This is a genomic window from Hellea balneolensis DSM 19091 (genome assembly GCF_000428525.1).
Classification (GTDB): Bacteria; Pseudomonadota; Alphaproteobacteria; order Caulobacterales; family Maricaulaceae; genus Hellea; species Hellea balneolensis.
On sequence record NZ_AUAC01000002.1, the window covers coordinates 395923 to 414526 of the forward strand.

Sequence of the window (18604 nt, forward strand, 5' to 3'; positions counted from 1 at the left end):
GGTTAGCGGGGTTTCCCGCAAAGGGCAAGTCTTACACTGATTTGGTTAGGGGTTTTGCTGAAGACGGACTTTTTAATTCACGAACAAGCTTACTCCCCGGGACCTCTACATAATGATAGGTCAAATGTGAGACCCCAATGACAACACACAGATAGATCATCAACCATAAATCCCCGCCCCACCCGGCATCCCAATTTTGAGAAAAATGACTTAGAACTGTGTTGCCCAAGATTGAAAAGGCAATCGAAATAATGACGTGAGTCATATAGGTCGAGTAGGATATCTTAGCGAGGTAGCGGAAAACCTTTCGACTCATAAAACGTGAAATAATACCGCCATCAAAGGCGAATATCAAAATGAATGCGAGCAAGAACGGGGCTACAAAAAATTGAAATTTCCCGCCGCAAAAAATGATGAAAAGGGTTGAAGCTAAAATAATGCCGACCTCTAAAATAGAAAATGTGTAGATCCGCGTTTTAGACGTCATCACCTGAACTTTAGGCTTTAATTCTCTATAGGCTTTTGCCGCAATCATACCGATGAAAAAGCCAGCCATGCATCGCAAAACAGCATAATCATAAGTGATATCCATATTCGGCTTTAACTGATAAAGCATAGCATATATCGCCAATGCAATTGCGCCCAAAGTAAGAAAATTCAAAAGGGATTTCGGGCGCGCCCAAAGCATAATTGCAAGGAATGCAAAATAAGTGAAAAATTCCGCGCTGATTGTCCATGCCGGAGGATTGAACGTCAGGCTGTTATTCAAGCCGATAGCATGAGTGAGGGTCAGGTGACTTAGAAGGCTGCCCCACCCCTCTTTTGCGCCCGCTGTGAAAGGCAGAATTTCACCCATCTCATGAGACGCGATTCCAACCTTGTGAGCCCATAAGCGCAAAATCGCAAAACCGAAAAATATCACAAACATAAAAAGGTGCAGCGGATAGAGCCGTGCAAAACGCTTCTTGATAAAGGCTTTGGCGTCGGAATCATTATTAAACTTACCATCATAGAGGTAAAACATAAGGAAGCCAGATAGCGCAAAAAATAGATCAATAATAACCGCCCCATTATTGAAAAACGTCAGGCTGTTAATGTGTGAGAACCAGATCGTATGATAAATAGCCACAAATAGCGCCAAAAGCCCCCGAAACCCGTCAAGAGCGGCGAAATACTGACTCTGGCCATATGGCTTTAGTTTTATGCACGCTGTCATGCTTTTCCTTGGCTTATGCGCTCTTACAAAAAAGGCGCGAAGATTAAATTAACAGCTTGCAAGAGCTGTGCTAAGTCAGCATGAAAATCATTAACAAAACTGTGAGGGAGAAAAATTGTGAAATCACGTGCGGCAGTGGCTTTTGAGGCTGGAAAAGATCTAGAAATCGTAGAAGTCGATCTCGAAGGCCCGAAACCGGGCGAAGTTCTGGTCGAAATTAAAGCCACAGGTATTTGCCATACGGATGCGTTCACCCTCTCAGGCGATGACCCTGAAGGGGCTTTCCCTGCTATTTTAGGCCATGAAGGTGCAGGCATTGTGCGCGAAGTCGGCAAAGGCGTGACATCGCTAGAGGTGGGCGATCATGTCATCCCGCTTTATACCGCTGAATGCCGCGAATGTGACTTCTGCCTCCACCCCAAAACCAATCTCTGCCAATCCGTGCGGTCAACCCAAGGCCAAGGCGTGATGCCAGATGGAACCTCGCGATTTAGCTATAAGGGTCAGAAAATATTACATTATATGGGATGTTCGACTTTTTCGAACTTTACGGTTCTGCCCGAAGTCTCCCTCGCGAAAATCCGCAAAGATGCGCCCTTTGATATGGCTTGCTATATTGGCTGCGGCGTGACGACGGGTGTTGGCGCGGTGATTTACTCCGCTAAAGCCGAACCTAATTGCGTAGCCGTTGTCTTTGGTCTCGGCGGGATTGGGCTAAACGTTATTCAGGGTCTAAAGATGATTGGCGCAAAGCAAATTGTCGGCGTTGACCTGAACCCCGAACGCGAAGCCATCGCTCGCAATTTCGGCATGACCGATTTCGTCAATCCCACAAAAATCAAAGGCGACCTGACGGGCCATATCGTCGATATCACAGGCGGCGGCGCGGATTATACCTTTGAATGTATCGGTAATGTTGACGTTATGCGCGTGGCGCTAGAGTCATGTCACAAAGGCTGGGGCGAGAGCTATATCATTGGCGTGGCGGGCGCGGGCAAAGAAATCTCCACCCGCCCCTTCCAACTCGTCACAGGTCGCAGCTGGAAAGGCGTCGCCTTTGGCGGGGCCAGAGGCCGCACAGACGTGCCCTCCATCGTCGATATGTATATGGATGGCCGCATCCAAATCGATCCGCTCATCACCCATAAAATGGGCATTGAAGATATCAATAAAGCGTTTCATCTCATGCATAAAGGCGAGAGTATTCGGAGTGTTGTGGAGTTTTAGGTCATTGCTGTCTGCATCATTTTATGCAATATAAGATGATATTAGAGGAGCCGGCCATGAGAACGACAGTTACAATCGATGATGAGTTATATGAAAGTGCTAAAGAACTGACAGGTATTGAAAGCCAGTCTGAACTTGTCAGAGTCGCTTTCAAAGCACTCGTGTCCCGTGAAAGTGCTCGCCGTTTGGCCCTTTTGGGGGGAACACAACCTCACCTTAGGGCAGCACCACGGCGGCGACCAGAATAAATATGCGCTATCTTGCGGATACATCCATTTGGGTAGATTTTCTGGCCTTTAACAATCCTACGTTAGGGACATATCTCAACGATGATAAAATAAGCATTCACCCTTATGTGACAGCGGAAGTCGCTCTAGGGTCTCTCTCCGACAGGACGCTTATCATTGAGACGATGGAAACATTGCCGCCTGTTGAAATTGCTACGCATGATGAAGTCATGAATTTAATCGAAACTGAGAAGTTATATAGCCGCGGCATTGGCTATGTTGATATGCACCTCCTAGCCTCAGTCATGTTGGAAAAGAACTGCCTGCTATGGACAAAGGACAAGCGCTTATTAGCTGCGGCCCAAGACTTCGGTCTTGGCGTCGATTTCATGGGATAGGTTAGATGCAACTAATCCTCACCATAGCGATAGCGGCGACCCTTCTCACCTCTCTCATCCTTATCATCCGTTTTCGGAATATGCGGCTCAACGGCTCTGACCCTGTCCCGCTCCTGACCTTTATCGCTATTCTTTTTACCTCGGGCCTAGACGTTGGCCTCATCATGTTTCCGCTGACCGAGTTTCCGACTTATGCTTCTGAAGCGCCCTATCAATTCACTAATCCACTCGCGATTGAGTTTGGGTTTTGGGGCTTTCTGGTTTGGGGATTTTACTTTCTGACGACGTTTTATTTTTGCGTCGTGGAACCCAAGTTAAAGCTCTTTCAAATCTCTTGGGTGAAGTGGCTTAACACGGCGGTTATCATCGCGACCTGTGCCTTTACGGGCTTTCTCTTTCTCTCTTACTTACCTGATTATATTAGCGGTATCAGTCCCGTTCTGCGATATGGCCTCGTTGCCTTTGTTGTGCTGCTCGCCGTGCTATCAAGTACCGATATCAAATATGTAAAATGGCTCAGCCTCGGCTCAACGGCGCTCTTCTTTGCCCTCATCGCAGGGTTATGGGCCAAGAGCGGTATGGGCGTGGGTGGCCTCGCCGAGACGGGTTCAAATATTGGCGGTTATTTTGGCAATATCCATAAGTTTATTTCGCCCCTCACCGATTACCATGCCTTCTATCTCTTCTGGTGGTTTGCATGGAGCATTATGATTGGGCAATTTGTGGCGCGCTTTGTGGGCGGTCTTAAAACATGGCAGCTTTGTCTCGCCCTGCTCACCCTGCCCTCCATTCCCATCGCGCTCTGGTTTAGCGTGCTTTATTATTACCACAGCAATGGCATTTCGCTCACGCCGCTCATAAATGGCGCGATGGTCACCGTAGGCGTGATCTTTGTGATTAACTCGCTCGACTCGCTCATTCGTCTCTATTCGGAAAATTTCAATCTGACGGTCGGACGTTTGGGCGGGCCACAATATATCGCGCTCCACGCAGGATTATTATACGGCCTTATACTCCTCTACCAATTCACGCCTTTTAAAATTGAATGGGTTGGCCTCGTCGTGATTGGTCTTTATGTCGCCATTTACACACTCACCTTCAAAAATCGCAAAGCCCTAAAAACATGACTTATGACTATATCATTTTAGGGGCGGGCTCTGCAGGCTGCGTCCTCGCCAACCGCCTCACGGAGAGCGGAGAGCACAACGTGCTCCTGCTCGAGGCTGGCGGGAGCGATAAAAGTATCTTCGTCCAAATGCCGACGGCTTTGTCTTATCCAATGGCGTCAAAGCGCTTCAATTGGGGCTATAATTCTGACCCTGAACCCCACGTCAAAAACCGCCAAATCACATGTCCGCGGGGCAAGGGCTTAGGCGGCACCTCCTCCATCAATGGCATGGTCTATGTGAGGGGGCATTCTAACGACATAAATGAATGGGACGCCTCTGGCGCCAAGGGCTGGAGCTATGCCGATTGCTTGCCTTATTATAAGCGCGCAGAAACATGGCAAGGCGGCGAGGATGATTATCGCGGCGGTGACGGACCGCTGGGCGTTAGCGGCGGCAACAATATGTCAGGCAATCCGCTTTATCAGGCCTTTATCGATGCAGGTGTTGAAGCGGGCTATCCTGAAACGAAAGACTATAATGGCTATTGCCAAGAAGGCTTTGGGCCTATGCATATGACTGTAAGCGGCGGCGTCAGAGAATCTACATCTCGCGCCTATCTACGCCCCGCCATGAAACGCAAAAACCTAACCGTGATGACGGGCGTGCTGGTGGATAAAGTTATCTTTGAAGGCAATCGCGCAAGCGGAGTAAAGTTAGAGCATAAAGGAAAAACACAAACTCTCTCCGCTCGTAAAGAGATCATTCTTTCTGCAGGGGCCATAAGCTCCCCAGCAATATTACAACGCTCCGGCATAGGCGATACGGATACGCTTAAGGCTCTACAAATCACGCCGCTCCATAACCTCCCCGGAATTGGAGAAAATCTGCAAGATCACCTCGAAGTCTATTTTCAATTCCATTGCAAAGAAGCTGTTAGCCTCAACAGTAAACTCGGTCTGTTCAGCAAACTCTTCATAGGTGTACGCTGGCTACTTTTTAAAACAGGCCTAGGCGCGACAAATCATTTTGAGAGCTGCGCCTTCATCCGCTCAGACGCAGGTATAAAATCACCTGATATCCAATATCATTTCCTCCCTGCCGCTATGCGTTATGACGGCACGCCTTCGATCAAAGGACATGGCTTCCAAGTTCATGTAGGCCCCAATAAACCCAAAAGCAGAGGCCGCGTAAAAATTAGTTCCGCCGCGCCTGATGATGCGCCCAGTATCTTATTTAACTACATGAAACACCCTGATGATGTCTCTATCTGGCGAAAATGTATCCGCCTCACCCGGGAAATTATGGCGCAACCCGCTATGGATAAATATCGCGGTGATGAAATACAGCCCGGCGCAAATATTCAGACAGACGCCGAAATTGACGCCTGGATTTTGGACAATGTCGAAAGCGCCTATCATCCCTGCGGCACGTGCAAAATGGGCGCAGATGATGATCCCACTGCTGTTGTTGACAATCACCTGAAAGTTATCGGGATTGAGGGCTTGCGTGTCGTAGACGCCTCAGTGTTTCCAACAGTGCCTAACGGAAATATCAACGCGCCAACGATAATGGTTGCGGAGAAGGCCTCGGATATCATCTTGGGCAAAATGCCGTTAGACGCATCCACTGCCAAAAGCTGGATCGATCCAGAATGGAAAATACGGCAGCGCCTAAAAATGCCGCAACGGGAAATTTCAACGTGATTTGACTCCGAGAGCAAATTGCCGGACTTTAGAAACAGATCAGGAGATACATTATGTTCATGCATCTGGCGCAAACCGCTAAGCCCAAAATCGAAACAGCCAATAAGCCGCTTTTAAATCTCTCCAGGCGAGGCTTCGTTGGCGCTGGGACAGGACTCGCTTTAGCTGTTACGCTCGGAGCCTGTTCACAAAATAAACCTGAAACACTCGCCCAAGCGGCAGCACCTATCCCTGACAATTCCAATATCGATATTGGCCCTCTCGTCTTGATCTCAATCGCAGCCGATGGTCGCACACAAATTACAAATCCGCGCTCTGAAATGGGGCAGCAAGTGATTACAACGGTCGCGCAAATGATTGCAGATGAGCTCGATGTGCCTTGGGATGACCTTTTCATCAAACAAGCGGTGGGCGATAAAAAATATGGCGATCAGAATACGGACGGCTCGACATCTGTGCGCAATCATTTTGACCGTTTTCGTATGGCAGGCGCATCCATGCGCCAAATGCTAACACAAGCCGCCGCGAATGAGTGGGGCGTTGATATATCTGAATGCACCAGTGAACTTGGCGTTATCACCCATAGCTCTGGCAAAACACTCACCTATGGTGACGTCTCTGAAGCGGCAGGTAAGCTTGACGTTCCTGCCGAAGACACAGTTACTCTGAAGACGCGCAGTCAATGGCGCTATATTGGAAAAGACAAACCTTCATACACCATCTCAGACGTTATTCGTGGTAAAGGGACATTTGGCATCGATGTGCGTGTTCCCGATATGCTTTACGCCGTAATCGCGCGGCCGCCTGCACTCTTTGGCAAAGTCAAAAGCTTAGACGACACAGCGGCCCTCGCCGTGCCGGGCGTCACCCAAGTCGTAAAAATGAAAGAGCCAGAAGGTGAAGCGCCAGGATTTCAGCAGCTTGGCGGCGTCGCCGTCATCGCAACAGATACATGGGCCGCTATTCAAGGACGCGAAGCCCTGAAAATTGAGTGGGATGCCGGACCACATAAAAATTATAATTCTAAAACATATGCCCAAGAGCTGATGGCGACGGCACGTCAACCCGGCGAGAATAAGTTTAAGCGCGGCGATGTCACAAAGGCTCTTTCATCGGCAGAGACAATGATATCAGCAGATTATTATGCGGCGCATCTTTCGCAATCTCCAATGGAACCTCCTGCCGCGACTGCGCAGTGGACTGGTGATAACGTTGAGATTTGGGCCTGTACGCAGAACCCTCAAGCGGCGCAAAGCACAGTCGCGCAAATATGCGGCGTGCCGGATGAGAATGTAACCGTTCACGTCACTTTACTTGGCGGCGGTTTTGGCCGGAAATCCAAACCTGATTTCGTAGTTGAAGCGGCATTGCTTGCTCGTGAGGTTGGTAAACCCGTCAAAGTGACGTGGACCCGCGAAGATGACATTAAGCATGGCTATTTCCACTCAGTCTCAGCACAGCACATGAAGGGCGGGCTGGATAAAGATGGCAATGTCACTGCAGTGCTTCACCGCACAGTCTTCCCATCCATTAACTCGACCTTTGGCCCGTCTGATCAAGGCTCTGATTTTGAGCTCTCACTCGGCGCCACGGACAATCCGTGGAATGTACCGAATATGGCCGTGGAGGTTGGCAAAGCTAATTCTCATATCCGTATTGGATGGCTACGCTCTGTGGCTAATGTTTATCATGTTTTTGCCAATCAAAGCTTTGCCGCAGAACTCGCTCATGCGGCCGGTAAAGACCCGAAAGCGTTTCTCATGGATATTATCGGGCCTGACCGCATCATCGACTTTAGCAAAGACGGCGTCACCTATCCCAATTACGGCGCGTCTCTTGATGAACACCCCGTCGATACGAAACGTCTTAAAGCGGTGCTTGATAAAGCGGCAACTATGGCCAAATGGGGACGCGACGTTCCCAAAGGACACGGCCTCGGCATAGCGGTTCACCGCTCTTTCCTGGCTTATGTTGCTACTGCCATTGAAGTTGCTGTTGATGCCGATGGAAATATTTCCTTTCCCGGAATCTGGAGCGCCGTTGATGCAGGCACAGTTGTCAGCCCTGATAATACCAAATCACAGATTGAGGGCGGGACATTATTCGGAATTTCAAATGCGCTTTACGGAGAAATTACGGCTACAAATGGCGCCGTTGATCAAAGTAATTTTCCGGATTGGCGCGTCATGCGTATGGCCGAAGCCCCGCATGTCTTTGAGACACATATCATGGAAAGCGAGGCACCTCCTGCGGGCGTCGGAGAACCCGGGACACCGCCCGCCGCGCCGGCATTGGCCAATGCGATTTTCGCAGCGACAGGACAAAGGCTCAGGGCTATGCCTCTACTTGGGCAGAATGATAGGCTTGATATGAGTAAAGTTGGAGAGGGTTAAGACAATGGCGATCACACTTAAGATAAACGGGAAAAATGAAAACGTCACCGCCGCAGAAGGCACGCCTCTCCTCTGGGTACTACGAGATCACCTTGGTATGACGGGAACAAAATTTGGCTGCGGCGTGGCGCAATGCGGCGCCTGTACTGTCCATGTGGACGGCACGCCTATCCGCTCTTGCATCACGGCCCATGAAGATGTCGAAGACTCTGACATTGTCACGATCGAGGGTGCAAGCGGCAAAGTCGCAGACGCCATTCGCGGCGCGTGGGAAGAATTGGCCGTGCCGCAATGCGGATATTGTCAAGCTGGGCAAATTATGAGCGCCACAGCGCTACTCGTAACCAATAAGAGCCCAAGCGATGACGACATCGATGCGGCTATGAGCGGCAATATCTGCCGCTGCGCGACCTATGTGCGGATTAGGAAAGCGATTAAAGAGGCTGCAAAGGCGGTTTACTAGAAGACAAATGTGGTCGACCTTTGGGCAATATTGACACAATTTCAATATCGTTTTTTCCTAACCGATAAAGTGTTTTATAATTATCAATGTCCAGAGCGCGAAGACCCTCTAACAGCATTAGGTTATCATTCTCATAGCGTTTCCCTAACTCCGGGAAGTCTGTGAGAATGTCTATTTCATCTTGAAGGAAAGTGACGAATGAAATGGCGCGATCAACGCCCCAATTTACAACTCCATAGTCAAAGATCTCATTGAGGTTCATTTCTGCATGAGCTGAATAAACAATTTCCATGAATACGCATCTAACTCTTTAGTGCTGCGGAGCGCGACGCTAACCTCGCACGAACCTCATCGGCCGAAGATACACGTCCCGCTTTAATGTCCTCCAATCCTCGTTTGATAGATTTCGCAGCAAAGAAATCATAAGCCTTTTGGTCTTCAGCATATTGCGCTGCGGATAAAACGATGCAGACCTGTTCACCATGCTTTGTAATTGCAACAGGTTCACGCTGTGCTTTGGTGATAACTTTCCCAAATTTCTGCTTGGCTTCGGCTGCTGTCATAGTATCCATGAGAGGACTCCTTAAATTTCTTTGGACAAAATAGACAATTTAGACAAAACAGGCAAGGCTCTATAGATGAAAACAATATCTGAAAACAAAATCTACGGCGGAATTCAAGCGGTATATGAACATCGCTCCGACGCTTGCAATTGCGACATGCGTGTGGCCGTCTTCACACCAGACGGCGCAAAGAATGCCCCTGCTCTGATTTGGCTTTCTGGTCTGACATGTACAGAGCAGAATTTTATCACTAAGGCTGGCGCGCAGCGTATGGCCGCCGAGCTCGGTTTGATCATAATCGCACCTGATACCTCACCTCGCGGAGAGCATGTTCCCGACACTGAAGATCGTTATGACTTTGGTAAAGGAGCTGGTTTTTATCTGGACGCCACGCAAATGCCGTGGATGGAAAATTACTCCATGGAAACTTATATTCGTGATGAGCTTACATTCTGGATCAAAGAAAACCTCCCGCAAGTCGATCCACAGCGCATTGGTATTTTTGGGCATTCTATGGGCGGCCACGGCGCTCTTACCTTACATCTTAAAAACCCAGAGCTGTTTAAAAGCTGCTCAGCCTTTTCGCCTATAGTCGCACCTACTCAAGTTCCTTGGGGGCGCAATGCTTTTGAAGGCTACCTTGGAAATAACGAAGCCAAATGGTCTCAATATGATGCAGTCGATTTGGTCATGGCACGGCCATCAGGTGCACATATTCTAATTGATCAAGGAACAGATGATGAATTCCTAAAAGAGCATTTACGCCCTGATCTTTTTGATACAGCTTGCCAAAAAATGGGACAAAAGCTGACTTTGCGAATGCAACAGGGTTACGATCATAGCTATTATTTCATCACAAGTTTCATTGAAGACCACATAAAATGGCACGCCCAAGCGTTGTCCTGATGAAAAGCAAGCTCATAAAAACCTCCGTTTTGAGCATAACTACAATTGGCGTTATAGGCTGTCATAGCGTGACGCGTGTCGAGACCGCTCAGACCTTAATACCGAAAGCTAAAGCTGGCGTCGCCAGTAGTACCTTCAACTCAAGTACAGATCATTTTCAGTTTGGTGATTATTCATCTTCGGCTTGGGTAAGCGATAGCTTCACTGGTGAGCATATTCGCCAGTTCCAAGGCAAAACGCTGCATTTTGGCGTTTCACAAACGGCCCCTGATGGGGGACTCGATGTTGGATTATCTCGTGCTGATGATGTGACATCTAACGTCTCAGAGGCCAAACAAGATCTAGAAATTTGCTCCACATATACCACAAATTTAACTGGAAATGGCCGTTGGTGGGCTGGGCCAAAGGTAAGCGTGAATTGGCAAGGTGATGAAGCAGCAAAGCAAAATGGCGATGATTGGTACGAAAACTATATCGTCGAAATAGCCAGCTCAACGCCAGAAGAACTTCACGATATTTATACAGGGGACTATTTTAAAGGTGAAGTGCTGCCCCGCACAAGATTAGCGGGATCTGAGTATCGGCATTACAAAATTCGGTTCCACAGCTGGTGGCAGTTTTGGTCCGTAAGACAGGATTACCGCATAAGCGGCGCATTACCCCTTGAACCCATTTTGGATGTTTGGATAGCTCACGGCCTACCTGAAAATCGGAGTTTCGATGGCGTTAAGGCGAATATCGAAACATATGGTCAAGTTTCCGGAACAGGGAAACTACGTATGGACACAACCAACGACTCTACCAAGCCGTTGGCGTGCGACTAATACGACTCGTTAGCCTCGGCACATCGCGCAAACTTTATTGCCTGATGGATCACGCAAATAAGCTAGGTATAGTTTCATACCTGCACCCTCACGCCATCCTGGAGGGTCTTCGATAGCTGTGCCGCCATGCGCTAATCCGGCTTTGTGAAAAGCATCCGCTTCTTCGGGCGTTGCGGCTGCAAACCCATAAGTACTCCCATTTGCATGCGTCGTTGGCTTCCCATCAATCGGGTTAGTCAACATGAATATGGATCCGCCGTGCATATACATAGCGCGGCCTTTGGGATCCACGCGCCCGGGGGGAACGCCTAATGCGCCTAAGGCTGCGTCGTAAAAGGTTTTTGAGGCTTCGACATCATCTGCGCCGAGCATAATATGACTAAACATATGGGTCTCCTGTTTTGAGTTTAATAAAGCGTTGCAAGGGCTTTACCGTCATAGTCTTTTAATTCATCCATGCGGCCCTCTTTTACCTTTGTGACCCATTCCGGGTCTTGAAGGAGCGCACGTCCTACAGCAATAAGATCAAAGTCACCGCGATCCATCATTTCGAAAAGCTTATCGAGAGAGGCGGCTTCGGAGCCCTGACCCGCAAATGCGCCAAAGAAATCCCCGTTCAGCCCAACGGAGCCCACGGAAATTGTCGCTAGTCCTGTCAGCTTTTTCGCCCAGCCCGCAAGGTTCAAATCAGACCCTTCAAATTCAGGCTCCCAGAAACGGCGCTGTGAGCAGTGGAGCATATCCACGCCCGCATCTTTAAACACGTTTAAAAAGGCTTCCATTTTTTGCGGCGTGTCAGCGAGGCGCGCTGAGTAATCTTGCTGTTTCCATTGTGACCAGCGCAAGATAATCGGCATATCCTCGCCCACGGCCTTGCGGCATTCGCGGATAACGTCGCCAGCAAATTCCGCGCGCTCGAGCAAATCGCCGCCATATTTGCCTTCGCGTTTATTCATCACATCCCAAAAAAATTGGTCGATGAGATAGCCATGCGCGCCGTGAATTTCGATCGCGTCAAAGCCGAGCTCTTTGGCAGATTTGGCCGAGCGCGCATAGGAGCTGACCATATCCGCGACCTCTTCATCACTGGGAGGGTCCATGACCGCTTTACCCGTATGGGTCACGCCAGAGGGGGAGTCGGATTGGGCGTCAGGATTATGCCCTGTGCCCGGCTTACGCACCATGCCGACATGCCAGAGCTGCGGCGCAATTTTTCCGCCTTTGCCATGGACTTTCTCGACAACATTCTGCCAGCCTTTAAGCGCCGCTTCGCCGTGGAACAGCGGGTAATTGGCATCATTGGCGCTACCCGGACGGTCATTCACCGTGCCCTCTGTAATAATTAAGCCCACATGATTAGCCGCGCGGCGTTCATAATACTCCGCTACATTCTCACCCGGCACACCATCAGGCGAAAAGCTCCGCGTCATAGGCGCCATAACAAAGCGGTTAGGCAGCGTTAAACCGCGACAAGCAAAGGACTGAAAAAGAGAAGATGACATGGGTGATCCTTAATTGGGGCTATGCAATTTGTTGCATATGTAATGAGTGAGGATGGGAAAGCAAGTTGTAATTCAGTTTGTGTTTTTACTACTCAAATCTCTGAACAATGGTGGCACTTGATTGGCATTTACTCTTGTTAAAGCCTTCAAATATTCATCACTCTTAGGGTCTATACATTTGGCAATCGCCTCGACAAAGACTTGAGGGGGCTTGTACGCATGTTCAAGAATGTAGTGATCTATTCGACCTGGTGTTACGTAAACGCAATCAACACCTGGAACGAATAAATTTATATGTGAGTCAGTTAACATCGTATGCTTTTCGCACAGTGTGCATGAATGCAGCCCTCTAAATGCCCATTGTAAAAACTGCGCTTTTGTCGAGATACGAATGGAACTTATACGATCAATAAGCCATGTAGGCGATGGACCTTTATCGAAAGCAAACTCCTTTTCTAACCAACCGACAGAAAGTAAAGGGCATTCCCACTCATCACAACTAAACGGCCCCGAATGATAATCAAAAGTTGCTAAATCCGTAAAATAGACCATTCAAGCTCCCGATAACACAACTTCAATCCGTCTTACCAACCTAAATATACCGATGTGCCCAAGCCGCTAAGACATGGGCCACATATTCCGCATCGGCTGGGTTCTTCAAAAGTAAATGATCGGCCCCGTCCAAACTGACAAAGCTCTTGGGATGTCGTGCCTCACCATAAATATGCGCGGCATTATCAATACTGACGACCTTATCTTGGGGAGAGTGGAAAATCATCAGGGCGCGGTCGAGATCGGCGATTTCTTTGGCGATGTCTTGATTGCCGATATCCTCGAGGAATTGTTCTTTGATGATAAAGGGACGCCCACCGAGCAAGACTTTCGCCTCACCCTCCTCCTCAATTTCTTCAATCTGATCTGCAAATTGATGCACGATATGGGTGGTATCGCAAGGTGAGCCTATGGTCGCCACCGCTTTGCATTCCGGGATTTCATCGGCCACTTTTAGGGTCGCCGTACCGCCGAAACTATGGCCAATCATCACGCAAGGTGGACCGTGAAATTCGCGCAGATAATTGGCCGCCATTCGGATATCTTCGCAATTGGAGGTGAAATTTGTATCCGAGAAATTACCTTTGCTTTCGCCTAGCCCCGTAAAGTCAAAGCGGAGCATACCGTAACCATCATCGACGAGAGATTTAGAAATCGTGCGGATGGGTTTGAGGTCTTTACCAATCGAAAAACCATGGGCAAAGAGAACCCAGCTTTTCAGCTCGCCCTCATCAGGCCAATCGATCTTGGCTGAAAGTGTGTCGCCAAAGGCGCCTTTAAATTCTACTTTTTCACTGGGCATGGTGAGAGTCTAGCCGATTAAAACGCCGCGCGAAAGGGCTTGAAAAATTCACCCAAATTAGTCTTGTGTGATATATTCTTGGATATAAGTACTAGGAAATAGCTTTATGACTGACGGTTCACACCACGAGCTTAACAGAAATAAGCATAAAATGAGTATTCTCCTGCTCGGAACATGCTTCCTCTTAGCAGTATATTATTATGCTGAGTCATCTCATGCACATGGGTTTCTTGTCCCGATATCGGTTATAATAGGATTTCTTACATTTTTCGTCCTGTTATTGACCTCATTTATCGCTTTTTTCATTGGGCTATTTAATCGAAATCGCAACGTCATAATCTTCTCTTTCGTCGCCCTTCTCGGATGCTTGATACTGTTTTCAGGGTTTCTTCTAGGTGCTCAGAGGGGTCATAAGCTACACAAAAAGACTGAGTTAAGGGGTGACATTATCCTTGAACATGTTCAGCAGTACGAGACCACCAACCAAGTTTGTCCTACTAGTTTTAAAGATCTGGCTGTCGAAATCCCAAATCCAGCACTTAAAAAAACAGATTACAGCCTCATTGAAGAACAAGGCTTTTGCGGCATCCAGTTCTATTCAACTGGTTGGTTAACATGTCGAAAAAGCATTACTCAAGAAAACTGGGAATGTTGGGATTAATAGCCTTAATACGCCGCGCGAAAGGCTTGTATAAATCTGCCCAAATCAGCTTCGGGTAAATGGTTGATACCTGCCGCTGCGCTGCGTCCCCCGCCAGTTTCAAATTGCAGAGCAAGCGCATCTGCACCTGTGCGATTATTGAGCGGAGCGCGGATAGAAACGAGATAGCCGCCATCTTGCGCGGTGAGTATAGCATGCGCACGCTTAGGATTGTCTTGGGCAAGTTGGTTACCATAAACGCCTGAAATGCGGCGAGACCCTGCGGAGTCGGGGAGCGTAATGATATGACCGGTTTCAGTCTGATCAATCACATCGGCATGGCTCGCTTTTAACAGATCAGCTTCATATCCTGCTTCAAGCGCATCAAACACGGCTTTGTTTTCATTCAGAAAGTCCATAGGCGTGTCGAAAGCGGCAAGCTCATGATATAAATCTGCGGGGTGATAGAGCAGGTCATCAATGGAACCACCATAACCATTATAATTGACGAGCATACCTAGCCGTTCGAGGCGGTCTAATTTTAAAGCTAATCCTTCAGCTTTGCGTTTTGCAAGTTTTGGAAAGTTATCACCAAAAGCCGCTGTGACAGCCCAGGCGCGATGGGCTCCACCCAAATAATCATCCACCAACATCGCTGTACACATTTCAGGCGATGTATCAATAATGGCGCTGAGATTACTATGCTCTGCCATGTTACTTGCATTGTGATGATCAACGTAAAAGACCGAGGCCCCCGCGCTTAAAATTCTGCCTAAATCTTCTGCATTTGATCGCATGGAAATATCGAGCACGGTAACGCTATCGCCCTCACCTGCCTCAACGCGGCCCAGTAATTTGATGTCGCGCTTACGCCCCGTAACCAGTTCCGACTTACGCGGTTCAGACAGGCGCAATTGCACAAGCGAGATTATTCCATCTGCATCGCCATTGAAAACATCATAATGAGCCATTAGGCGTCATACCCTGCGAGAAAACCTTTGTCTTTAAGATAAGAGACAATCATCTCGGCGGCATCATCTGCGGACATTTCGACCGTATTGACTGTGATCTCAGGGTTTTGTGGGGCCTGATATTCACTGTCGATGCCCGTGAAGTTTTTAATCTCACCTGCGCGGGCTTTGGCATAGAGCCCTTTGACGTCACGCGCCTCCGCAACCTCGAGTGGGGTATTGACAAAAATCTCAATGAACTCGCCGTTCTCTAAGAGGTCACGCGCCATCTGGCGCTCGGCGCGATAAGGCGAAATGAACGACGCCATGGTGATAAGCCCCGCATCGACCATAAGGCGGGAGACCTCGCCGATACGGCGAATATTTTCCACACGGTCGGCTTTGGAGAAGTTCAGATCACGATTCAGGCCATGGCGCACATTATCGCCGTCCAACGTATAAGTATGGCGGCCCAAATCGAGCAGGCGCTTTTCAACGAGGTTGGCGATGGTCGATTTGCCTGAACCCGATAGCCCTGTGAACCAGAGTAAGGCCGGTTTTTGGTTCTTCTGCTCTGCGCGGACGGCTTTATTGACGTCCAAATCTTGCCAAACAACATTGCTAGCACGGCGCAGCGCAAAGTCGAGCATACCTACGCCAACCGTCGCATTTGTCTGGCGATCAATCAGGATGAAGCTACCTGTATTGCGGTTATCGTTATAGGCATCAAAAGCGATAGGCGCAGAGAGCGAGAGCGTCGCCACGCCGACCTCATTCAGCGCCAGTGTATTGACTGCCACTTCAGAAAAATCATTAATATCAATGCGGTGCTTAAGCTTTAGAATGCTGGCAGGGACTGTTTTATTACCCGTCTTCAGCAGATATTGCCGACCAGGATAAAGCTCATTCTCGCTCATCCAGAGCATGTGTGCTTGGAATTGGTCAGCTTGCTCAGCTGGATTATCTTTTTTGCAGATAATGTCCCCGCGCGAGATATCAATCTCGTCATTTAGGGTCAGGGTAATCGCCATATCTTCGCGGGCGATATCCTTGTTACCATCATAGGTCACAATCTCTTTGACTGTGCTGCGCTTGCCTGATGGGATCACTATAATTTCGTCGCCAACTTCAATTGTGCCCGAAGCCACCGTGCCGCTAAAGCCGCGGAAATCGAGGTTCGGACGATTGACCCATTGCACAGGCAAGCGGAATGGCGCGTCTAGGGTCGCCGCATCCACATTCACCTCTTCAAGATATTCGAGAAGTGTCGGGCCTTTATACCAGTCGGAATTTTTCGAGCGAATAGTGACATTATCACCATCTAGCGCCGACATCGGAATGCAGGTGATATCGGTAAAGCCGAGATCTTTTGAAAACTCGCGAAAGTCGACTTCGATATCGTTATAGATGGACTGGTCAAAATCATTGAGGTCCATCTTGTTGATAGCGACAACAACATGCTTCACGCCCAGCAATGAGACGATAAAAGCATGGCGGCGCGTTTGTTCTTGCACGCCATAACGCGCATCAATCAGCAGGACCGCGACATCTGCCGTCGAGGCTCCCGTCGCCATATTACGTGTATATTGTACGTGACCCGGCGTATCTGCGACGATGAATTTGCGCTTATCCGTAGAGAAGAAGCGGTAAGCCACGTCAATGGTGATGCCCTGTTCCCGCTCTGCGGCGAGACCATCAACAAGAAGCGCGAGGTCAATTTTATCGCCTTGCGTGCCGGATTTTTTACTGTCCTTTTCAATCGAGGCGAGTTGATCCTCATAGATGAGCTTTGAATCATAAAGCAGCCGCCCAATAAGGGTGGATTTACCATCATCGACGGAACCGCAGGTTATAAAGCGTAGGAAGGACTTATCCTCTTGAGCTTTGAGATATCCGAGAATGTCGGTTGAGATGAGGTCATCAAGATGTGCCATTAGAAGTACCCCTCTTCTTTTTTCTGTTCCATCGATGCGCCCGCATCGCTATCAATCACGCGGCCTTGACGTTCAGACGTCGTGGTTAAGAGCATTTCTTGGATAACCTCAGGCAGCGTATCTGCCTCTGACTCTACCGCGCCCGTTAGCGGGTAGCAGCCCAAAGTTCTGAACCGCACCATTTTCTCTTCAATCACATCATCGGGGCCGATCGGCATACGGTCATCATCAACGAGAATGAGCACGCCGTCCTTCTCGACAACAGGCCGTTTTTTAGACAAATAAAGGTCAGGAATTTGGATATTCTCTTTATAGATATACTGCCAAATATCGAGTTCGGTCCAATTTGAGATTGGGAACACGCGCATGCTTTCGCCCTTTTTCACGCGTGTATTGTAGATATTCCAAAGCTCAGGCCGCTGGTTCTTGGCGTCCCAGCGGTGGTTCTCAGAGCGGAAGCTAAAGATGCGTTCCTTGGCACGTGATTTCTCTTCGTCGCGACGTGCGCCGCCAAAGGCAGCGTCGAACTTATATTTATCCAAAGCCTGTTTAAGGGCTTGTGTCTTCATGATGTCGGTATGAACCGCAGAGCCATGGGTGAACGGCCCAACCCCATCACGAATGCCATCAGGATTGGAATGAACAATAAGCTCCATCCCGACCTCTTTCGCGCGGCGGTCGCGGAAGGCAATCATTTCCTTGAATTTCCATGTCGTATCGACATGCATAAGCGGAAATGGCGGACGGGACGGATAGAATGCCTTCTCGGCAAGATGCAACATAACCGAACTATCTTTACCGACAGAATATAGCATCACAGGGTTTTCGCATTGCGCCGCAACTTCGCGCATAATGTGGATGGCCTCAGCTTCGAGCCTGTCCAAATGAGTCATACGCAATTTAATATCACCCGAAAGTTCGGCTTCTAGCGCATCTAATTTAGCCAGCGCTTCATCCATGGTTTTGAGCGTGCATTGCCCGCCCTCTTTCAACCGCGCCAAGCCCTTGCCATCATTGAGCAGCTTACGTGAAATAGTTGAGAGCGATTGCCCGCTGGATATAGCGAGGGCTTCCGCACGCGTTACAAAATCTGAAATAAGCGTCATAATTATTCGTGGGATTTATCCCACGCCTTCTCATGATGCTTTAGATAGTGTTTTTCAAAATTATGTAAAGAGGCTTAGCCCAATGTTTT

At 48.8% G+C, this 18604-nt stretch carries 19 protein-coding genes; 9 read left to right on the plus strand and 10 right to left on the minus strand.

All coding sequences use genetic code 11. The features are described 5' to 3' along the window. Positions 1-31: 31 nt before the first annotated feature. Complete coding sequence (locus F569_RS0102070) at positions 32-1216, minus strand: acyltransferase family protein (RefSeq protein WP_026940829.1); 1185 nt, start codon at positions 1214-1216, stop codon at positions 32-34. Positions 1217-1333: 117 nt separating this feature from the next. Here F569_RS0102070 and F569_RS0102075 point away from each other — a divergent pair, with 117 nt between their 5' ends. From F569_RS0102075 to F569_RS0102105, 7 genes are read left to right on the plus strand one after another with little or no spacing between them, the layout of a single operon-like run. Then, the gene (locus F569_RS0102075) at positions 1334-2443 is read left to right on the plus strand and encodes an S-(hydroxymethyl)glutathione dehydrogenase/class III alcohol dehydrogenase (RefSeq protein ID WP_026940830.1); all 1110 of its coding nucleotides are present in this window, start codon (positions 1334-1336) and stop codon (positions 2441-2443) included. A gap of 56 nt (positions 2444-2499) precedes the next feature. Continuing rightward, the gene (locus F569_RS0102080) at positions 2500-2691 is read left to right on the plus strand and encodes a type II toxin-antitoxin system VapB family antitoxin (RefSeq protein WP_026940831.1); all 192 of its coding nucleotides are present in this window, start codon (positions 2500-2502) and stop codon (positions 2689-2691) included. A 2-nt stretch (positions 2692-2693) separates the two neighbouring features. Beyond that, positions 2694-3068, plus strand: a complete 375-nt coding sequence (locus F569_RS0102085) for a type II toxin-antitoxin system VapC family toxin (protein WP_034387085.1) — start codon at positions 2694-2696, stop codon at positions 3066-3068. A gap of 5 nt (positions 3069-3073) precedes the next feature. Further along, positions 3074-4195: a BCCT family transporter gene (locus F569_RS0102090; protein ID WP_026940833.1), complete on the plus strand. Its 1122-nt coding sequence runs from the start codon at positions 3074-3076 to the stop codon at positions 4193-4195. Then, positions 4192-5880, plus strand: a complete 1689-nt coding sequence (gene betA / locus F569_RS0102095; protein ID WP_026940834.1) for a choline dehydrogenase — start codon at positions 4192-4194, stop codon at positions 5878-5880. Before F569_RS0102090 ends, betA begins: the two co-directional genes overlap by 4 nt. Before the next feature lie 53 nt (positions 5881-5933). After that, positions 5934-8273 (plus strand): xanthine dehydrogenase family protein molybdopterin-binding subunit, encoded by a 2340-nt coding sequence (locus F569_RS16060; RefSeq protein WP_233353569.1) that lies wholly within the window; start codon positions 5934-5936, stop codon positions 8271-8273. Positions 8274-8277: 4 nt separating this feature from the next. Next, positions 8278-8736, plus strand: a complete 459-nt coding sequence (locus F569_RS0102105) for a (2Fe-2S)-binding protein (protein WP_026940835.1) — start codon at positions 8278-8280, stop codon at positions 8734-8736. Here F569_RS0102105 and F569_RS16065 read toward each other — a convergent pair. Continuing rightward, a complete protein-coding gene (locus tag F569_RS16065) occupies positions 8708-9028 on the minus strand; it encodes a type II toxin-antitoxin system RelE/ParE family toxin (protein ID WP_034387087.1) in 321 nt (106 codons plus the stop codon). The genes F569_RS0102105 and F569_RS16065 overlap by 29 nt on opposite strands. A gap of 10 nt (positions 9029-9038) precedes the next feature. Next, the gene (locus tag F569_RS0102115; RefSeq protein ID WP_026940836.1) at positions 9039-9308 is read right to left on the minus strand and encodes a type II toxin-antitoxin system Phd/YefM family antitoxin; all 270 of its coding nucleotides are present in this window, start codon (positions 9306-9308) and stop codon (positions 9039-9041) included. 66 nt (positions 9309-9374) lie between these two features. On the opposite strand from F569_RS0102115, the gene fghA reads away from it, so the two are divergent. Both fghA and F569_RS0102125 read left to right on the plus strand, forming a co-directional pair. Beyond that, complete coding sequence (fghA, locus tag F569_RS0102120; RefSeq protein WP_026940837.1) at positions 9375-10205, plus strand: S-formylglutathione hydrolase; 831 nt, start codon at positions 9375-9377, stop codon at positions 10203-10205. Further along, entirely contained in the window at positions 10181-11029 is an 849-nt protein-coding gene (locus F569_RS0102125) for a hypothetical protein (RefSeq protein WP_154813610.1), read from the plus strand. The genes fghA and F569_RS0102125 overlap by 25 nt, the downstream gene beginning before the upstream one ends. A gap of 9 nt (positions 11030-11038) precedes the next feature. On the opposite strand, the gene F569_RS0102130 is transcribed toward F569_RS0102125, so the two are convergent. The 7 genes from F569_RS0102130 to cysD all read right to left on the minus strand — a co-directional run bounded on the left by F569_RS0102130 (position 11039) and on the right by cysD (position 18368). Next, a complete protein-coding gene (locus tag F569_RS0102130; protein ID WP_026940839.1) occupies positions 11039-11416 on the minus strand; it encodes a VOC family protein in 378 nt (125 codons plus the stop codon). A 20-nt stretch (positions 11417-11436) separates the two neighbouring features. Continuing rightward, positions 11437-12531, minus strand: a complete 1095-nt coding sequence (locus F569_RS0102135; RefSeq protein ID WP_026940840.1) for an NADH:flavin oxidoreductase — start codon at positions 12529-12531, stop codon at positions 11437-11439. A 72-nt stretch (positions 12532-12603) separates the two neighbouring features. Then, positions 12604-13083, minus strand: a complete 480-nt coding sequence (locus F569_RS19665; RefSeq protein WP_034387090.1) for a DUF7919 family protein — start codon at positions 13081-13083, stop codon at positions 12604-12606. A gap of 40 nt (positions 13084-13123) precedes the next feature. Then, complete coding sequence (locus F569_RS0102145) at positions 13124-13885, minus strand: alpha/beta hydrolase family protein (RefSeq protein ID WP_026940841.1); 762 nt, start codon at positions 13883-13885, stop codon at positions 13124-13126. A gap of 666 nt (positions 13886-14551) precedes the next feature. Then, on the minus strand, positions 14552-15496 hold the full coding sequence (locus F569_RS0102155) for a hypothetical protein (RefSeq protein ID WP_026940843.1): 945 nt from the start codon (positions 15494-15496) through the stop codon (positions 14552-14554). Next, positions 15496-17409 carry a sulfate adenylyltransferase subunit CysN gene (gene cysN, locus F569_RS0102160; protein WP_026940844.1) on the minus strand — a complete coding sequence of 638 codons (1914 nt, stop codon included), beginning with the start codon at positions 17407-17409 and terminating at the stop codon, positions 15496-15498. The genes F569_RS0102155 and cysN overlap by 1 nt, the downstream gene beginning before the upstream one ends. Beyond that, positions 17409-18368, minus strand: coding sequence for a sulfate adenylyltransferase subunit CysD (cysD, locus tag F569_RS0102165; RefSeq protein WP_169697919.1), 960 nt, complete (start codon positions 18366-18368; stop codon positions 17409-17411). The genes cysN and cysD overlap by 1 nt, the downstream gene beginning before the upstream one ends. Positions 18369-18604: the final 236 nt, after the last annotated feature.

What these genes read in the sequence shown, in the direction of transcription:
- cysD (WP_169697919.1), bottom strand. Translation starts at nt 18,368, where the DNA reads ATGGATGAAGCGCTGGCTAAATTAGATGCGCTAGAAGCCGAACTTTCG.
- F569_RS0102135 (WP_026940840.1), bottom strand. Translation starts at nt 12,531, where the DNA reads ATGTCATCTTCTCTTTTTCAGTCCTTTGCTTGTCGCGGTTTAACGCTG.
- F569_RS0102115 (WP_026940836.1), bottom strand. Translation starts at nt 9,308, where the DNA reads ATGGATACTATGACAGCAGCCGAAGCCAAGCAGAAATTTGGGAAAGTT.
- F569_RS0102105 (WP_026940835.1), top strand. Translation starts at nt 8,278, where the DNA reads ATGGCGATCACACTTAAGATAAACGGGAAAAATGAAAACGTCACCGCC.
- F569_RS16065 (WP_034387087.1), bottom strand. Translation starts at nt 9,028, where the DNA reads ATGGAAATTGTTTATTCAGCTCATGCAGAAATGAACCTCAATGAGATC.
- F569_RS0102080 (WP_026940831.1), top strand. Translation starts at nt 2,500, where the DNA reads ATGAGAACGACAGTTACAATCGATGATGAGTTATATGAAAGTGCTAAA.
- F569_RS0102085 (WP_034387085.1), top strand. Translation starts at nt 2,694, where the DNA reads ATGCGCTATCTTGCGGATACATCCATTTGGGTAGATTTTCTGGCCTTT.
- F569_RS0102125 (WP_154813610.1), top strand. Translation starts at nt 10,181, where the DNA reads ATGGCACGCCCAAGCGTTGTCCTGATGAAAAGCAAGCTCATAAAAACC.
- F569_RS0102070 (WP_026940829.1), bottom strand. Translation starts at nt 1,216, where the DNA reads ATGACAGCGTGCATAAAACTAAAGCCATATGGCCAGAGTCAGTATTTC.
- cysN (WP_026940844.1), bottom strand. Translation starts at nt 17,409, where the DNA reads ATGGCACATCTTGATGACCTCATCTCAACCGACATTCTCGGATATCTC.
- betA (WP_026940834.1), top strand. Translation starts at nt 4,192, where the DNA reads ATGACTTATGACTATATCATTTTAGGGGCGGGCTCTGCAGGCTGCGTC.
- F569_RS0102090 (WP_026940833.1), top strand. Translation starts at nt 3,074, where the DNA reads ATGCAACTAATCCTCACCATAGCGATAGCGGCGACCCTTCTCACCTCT.
- F569_RS0102130 (WP_026940839.1), bottom strand. Translation starts at nt 11,416, where the DNA reads ATGTTTAGTCATATTATGCTCGGCGCAGATGATGTCGAAGCCTCAAAA.
- F569_RS0102155 (WP_026940843.1), bottom strand. Translation starts at nt 15,496, where the DNA reads ATGGCTCATTATGATGTTTTCAATGGCGATGCAGATGGAATAATCTCG.
- F569_RS0102145 (WP_026940841.1), bottom strand. Translation starts at nt 13,885, where the DNA reads ATGCCCAGTGAAAAAGTAGAATTTAAAGGCGCCTTTGGCGACACACTT.
- F569_RS16060 (WP_233353569.1), top strand. Translation starts at nt 5,934, where the DNA reads ATGTTCATGCATCTGGCGCAAACCGCTAAGCCCAAAATCGAAACAGCC.
- F569_RS19665 (WP_034387090.1), bottom strand. Translation starts at nt 13,083, where the DNA reads ATGGTCTATTTTACGGATTTAGCAACTTTTGATTATCATTCGGGGCCG.
- fghA (WP_026940837.1), top strand. Translation starts at nt 9,375, where the DNA reads ATGAAAACAATATCTGAAAACAAAATCTACGGCGGAATTCAAGCGGTA.